Genomic DNA, 4,565 nt, shown 5'->3' with positions numbered 1-4,565 from the left:
TCGGACGTCCGCTGCCCGGGCCGCGCGAGGCGCCGGACGACGCGTCCGGCGACACGGTCACCGACCTGGCCGCCCTGGTCCGCGCGGTCGAGGACGCGGCGCGCCGCGCGGGCATCGGGCGGCAGCCGTCGCCGTGGCTGTCGCCGCTGCCCGAGCGGGTCCGGCTGGAGCCGCGCACGGCCGCCGGGGGCTCGGTCGTGGACGTCCCGGCGATCCCGTTCGGGGTGACCGACCTGCCGTCCGTCCAGTCGCGCGAGCCGCTGACCGCCGACCTGGTGAAGGGCGGCCACCTGTACCTGGCGGGGACGTCCCGGTCCGGCCGGTCGACGGCGCTGCGGACGTTCGCCGGGTCGCTCGCAGCCGGGTGCTCGCCGTTCGACGTGCACCTGTACGCGATCGACTGCGGCGCGGGCGCGCTGCTGCCGATGGTGTCGCTGCCGCACTGCGGCGCGGTCGTCACCCGCGACCAGCTCGACCGCTGCGAGCGGCTGCTGACCGCGCTCGGCGCGGAGGTGTCGCGGCGGCAGCAGCTGCTCGCCGAGGCGGGCTTCGCGTCGCTGTCGGAGCAGCGCGCCGCCGTGGCCGCCGCCGACCGCCTCCCCTGGATGGTGCTGCTGCTCGACCGCTGGGAGGGGTTCGTCGGCGCGTTCGACTCCTACGACTACGGCCGCCTGGTGGACATGGCGCTGCGGCTGCTGCGCGAGGGCGCGGCCGTGGGGCTGCGCGCGGTGTTCACCGGCGACCGGACGGGCCTGACCGGGCAGGTCTCCACCGTCTTCGACCGGCGGCTGGTGCTCCGGATGGCCGACCCGAACGACTACGGGTACGCCGGGCTGCAGGAGCGCCAGGTGCCCGCGTCGATGCCGCCCGGCCGCGTCCTGGAGGTCGTCGCGCCGGGCGTCCCGCCGCGCGAGTCGCAGATCGGGCTGCTCGCGGACGACCCGTCCGGCACGGCGCAGGTCGCCGCGCTCCAGGACATCGCGCGCGCCGCCGCGACCCGGTACGGGCGGCTGCCGCGCGGGCGCCGGCCGATCCACGTGGACGAGCTGCCGGTGCGCGCGACCTACCGGGAGGCGATGGAGCTCGACCCGGACTTCATGCCGCCGTCCGCGCTGTGGTCGCTGGTCGGCGTCGGCGGCGACACGCTCGCCCCGGTCGGCGTGGACCTGCTGAACGAGGGCCCGGGCTTCGTCGTGGGCGGACCGGCCCGCTCGGGGCGCTCCACGACGCTGCGCACGATCGCCGAGTCGCTGCTGGACCCGGCGGTCGCGGGCGGGCTCGTCCCGGTCGTCCTGGTGACGCCGCGCCGCTCGCCGCTGCGGATGCTCGCCGGGCGGCGCGGCGTCCTCGGCCTGCTCACCGCCGACTCCACGGCCGAGGACCTGGAGGACGCGATCGGCTCCGAGCACCGCTACGCCGTGCTCGTGGACGACGCCGAACTGCTCGACGAGACCGAGCTCGACGACGCCCTCCGGGACGTCCTGCGCACCGCCCGCGACGGCGAGCACGCCCTGGTCGTCGGCGGCACCACCGAGGACCTGGGACGCGGCTACCGGGGCTTCATCGCCGACGCCCGCCGCTCGCGCTCGGGCGTCCTGCTGTCGGTGGACTCCCCCGACGACGGCGACCTGTTCGGTCTCCGCCTGCCGCGCAACGCGTCGCTGGGCGGCCCCGCCGGACGCGGCCTGTTCGTCCGGCAGGGCACGACCGCGCAGATCCAGGTGGCCCTCCCGCCGCCGCTGAACGGCTGACGCCACCGGGGCGGCGGTCAGCGGGGCGGGGGTCAGCGGGGGTCAGCGGGGCTCCGGGGGCGGGAAGAGAACGGCCTCCGCGTGCTTGGTGTCGCAGTACTCGCGGACGGCGGTGATCTTCTCGTCCCGGACGGTGTAGACGCCGATGCAGCGGTTGTCGTAGCGGTCGCCGCGAACGGTGACGCCCTGGGCCGTCCACTCGGCCACGACCTGGTCGCCCTCGGCGACGACGCCGGTGAGGACGACCTCGGGCGGGGCGGCGAACGCGCCGGCGGTGACGCCGCCGAGGAAGTCGTTGACGATGGCGTCCCGGCCCTTCCACGTGCCGCTGACCGGGGTGTCTCCGGGGTACGTCCAGGTGGCGTCGTCGGCGAAGCTCGCGACGATCGCCGCCAGGTCGCCCGCGGCGACGGCCTGGACGTACCGGACGACGGTCTCCTTGGGCGTCATGATCGTCCCCTTCCCTTTCGAGAGCACTGCTCTTGACTATGAGCATCGTTCGCGAGAGCATTGCTCTCGCAAGGACGCGGGATTCACATCACGGACGCCGGAGGTCCACATGCTCACCATCGCCAAGGGCGCCAACCTGGCCGTGATGTTCTTCCTGGAGCTCGGCGCGCTGGCCGCCGTCTGCTACTGGGGCTTCACGCTCGACTCCAACTGGGCGGTCCGGATCCTCGCCGGGCTCGGCGCGCCGGTGGCGATGGGCACGCTGTGGGCCCTGTTCGCGGCGGGCGGCGGCGAGAACGCCACCTACGCCCTGCACGGCATCGCCCGCGCCGCCTTCGAGATCGCCTGGTTCGGCACCGCCGCGCTCGCGCTCCACGCCGCCGCGGCGATGACCCCCGCCCTGATCTTCGCCGCCGTCTACGCCGTCAACGCGATCCTCCGCCTCACCTGGAAGCAGTAGGACGGCGGCGGGGCCGAGACGCGGGCCGGGACACCGACCCGCGCCGGGGCCCGGCGGACGGCCCGGTCGCCTTGTGCGGCCGGGCCGCTCACGTTCCGACCGCCAGGACCGCGTTCCCGCGGACGCGCCGGTCAGCAGGATCCGCGGACTCGCCACGGAACCGGCCGCGCGCAGCAGGCGCAGCGCCGTCAACCCCGCCAGCGGCAACGCCGCGGCCGGCGACGTCCTTGCCGGGGGCCCATGCCGTGCCCGCCTCCAGCTAGAAGATCTCGCCCCGGTTCACCGAGAACGCCTCGACCTCGACCACCGCCTCGTCCGACGCGGGTCCGGTTCGGCGCGGTCGCCGAGGACGACGAGTTCGTCCGGGCGGCCGGTCGGCTGCAACGCCTTCACGGTCGGCTCCTCTCGCTCGGTGCACCCGGGGCTGTCGTCCCGGCCGTGGTCACAGTCCAGCGCGCGCGGTCCGTCCCGGGCCAACAGCCGCCGGGCGACCTTGACAACCGGCGGTTGTCGGACAAGGTGGGACGCGTGGACCTGGACCTGGCGCAGGTGCGCGCCTTCGTCACCACCGCCGAGACGCGGCACTTCGGACACGCCGCCGCCGAGCTCGGCCTGACCCAGCAGGCGCTGTCCAAGCGCATCGCCCGGCTGGAGGCACTCCTCGGCACGCGACTGCTCGAACGCGGTCACGGCGGCGTGCGACCCACGGCCGCCGGGCACCGCTTCCTCGCGCCGGCCCGGCGTGCCCTCGCCACCGCGGACGCCGCCGTCTCCGCCGTCCGGGACGACGCCGGGCCGCTGCGCGTCGACGTGTGGGGCCACCTGTACGACCCGTCCCGCACCCTGAGCGAGGTCATCGACGACGTCCCGCCGATCGAACTCGGCCGGGCACGCGACCTGCCCGCCGTCTTCTCCGCGCTGCTGCGCGGCGAGGCCGACGCCGCCTTCGGACGCGTCCACCGGACGGGACGGCCGCGCGAGGACGAACTGACCCGCCGCGCCGTCCGGCTGGAACCGGTGGACGCCCTCATCTCCGCGGACCACCCGCTCGGCCGCGCCGAGCAACTCCGGCCCGCCGATCTGCGCGACGCCCGGCTCGTGTTCCCGGCGGCCTCCGACCGGCTCGACTTCCTCCGCCACTTCGCGGACGCGTTCGGCATCCGGGACCGCGTCGAGGTCGTCAACCTCGGCGCGGGACGGCTGCTCGCCGAACTGCGCGACACACCCGGCGCGTTCACCCTCTTCCCGGCCGACGCGCGCCTGCCGGACGTGCCGGGCGTCCGGGCCGTCCCGCTCGCCGACCCCGTTCCGCTGTACGCCTGGTCGCTCCTGTGGGCCGACGCCACCCGCCACCCGCGACTGTCCGACCTGCTCAGAGCCCTTTCCACGCACGGACGGGCGCGCCGCTGGCTGGAGTACGACCCGTCCCGCGACTGGCTTCCCGACGAGGACACCGACGCCCTGTCCCCCCGCTAGACGTCAGAGCGGGGGCGGCGGGAGGCGGCGCAGGACGGCCGTCCAGCCGGCCAGCATCGTCCCCGCGGCGAGGACGCCCGCGCCGACGAAGACCGCCCGCGGGTCGTCGCCCGACGCCCGGCTCGCCACGCCCGCCACCGCCGCGCCGACCGGCGTCACCGCGATGACCAGCGAACGGATCGTCGTCGTGACCCGTCCCATCAGCGCGCGCGGGATCCACGCCTGCCGGGCGCTGCGGTTCACCACGCTCGCCACGGTCACCGCCGCCCCCTGCACGGCGTTCGCCGCCACCAGACCCCACGCGTCCGTGACGAGGCCCATCGCGGCCAGCGCCGTCCCGACGCCGACGACCCCCGCCGCGACCGCCCCCATCGGGCCGAGCCGCCGCGCGAGCGCGCCCGCCGCCACCGCCCCCGCGACACCGCCCA

Annotated in this window: 4 protein-coding genes and 1 pseudogene; 3 read left to right on the top strand and 2 right to left on the bottom strand. The window is 76.1% G+C overall.

The features are described 5' to 3' along the window. Window positions 1-1,751: FtsK/SpoIIIE domain-containing protein (locus tag DZF91_RS27950; protein WP_268915987.1), on the top strand; the 1,751-nt coding region annotated here is incomplete at its 5' end. A 42-nt stretch (window positions 1,752-1,793) separates the two neighbouring features. Here DZF91_RS27950 and DZF91_RS27945 read toward each other — a convergent pair. Beyond that, entirely contained in the window at window positions 1,794-2,201 is a 408-nt protein-coding gene (locus tag DZF91_RS27945; protein ID WP_117360117.1) for a nuclear transport factor 2 family protein, read from the bottom strand. A gap of 109 nt (window positions 2,202-2,310) precedes the next feature. On the opposite strand from DZF91_RS27945, the gene DZF91_RS27940 reads away from it, so the two are divergent. Together DZF91_RS27940 and DZF91_RS27930 are read left to right on the top strand one after the other, a co-directional pair. After that, complete coding sequence (locus DZF91_RS27940) at window positions 2,311-2,661, top strand: YrdB family protein (RefSeq protein WP_117360116.1); 351 nt, start codon at window positions 2,311-2,313, stop codon at window positions 2,659-2,661. Window positions 2,662-3,189: 528 nt separating this feature from the next. Then, a complete protein-coding gene (locus DZF91_RS27930; protein WP_117360115.1) occupies window positions 3,190-4,137 on the top strand; it encodes a LysR family transcriptional regulator in 948 nt (315 codons plus the stop codon). Between the two features lie 3 nt (window positions 4,138-4,140). On the opposite strand, the pseudogene DZF91_RS40500 reads toward DZF91_RS27930, so the two are convergent. Further along, window positions 4,141-4,565, bottom strand: a pseudogene (locus tag DZF91_RS40500) (hypothetical protein); the annotation flags it as partial.

The organism is Actinomadura logoneensis (genome assembly GCF_003428695.1).
Classification (GTDB): domain Bacteria; phylum Actinomycetota; class Actinomycetes; order Streptosporangiales; family Streptosporangiaceae; genus Spirillospora; species Spirillospora logoneensis.
Note: the sequence above shows the minus strand (reverse complement) of the source record. Positions and strands in the feature narration are given on the sequence as shown.

Excerpts from the sequence above, each read along its gene's own strand:
- DZF91_RS27945 (WP_117360117.1), bottom strand. The coding sequence starts at position 2,201 with ATGACGCCCAAGGAGACCGTCGTCCGGTACGTCCAGGCCGTCGCCGCG.
- DZF91_RS27940 (WP_117360116.1), top strand. The coding sequence starts at position 2,311 with ATGCTCACCATCGCCAAGGGCGCCAACCTGGCCGTGATGTTCTTCCTG.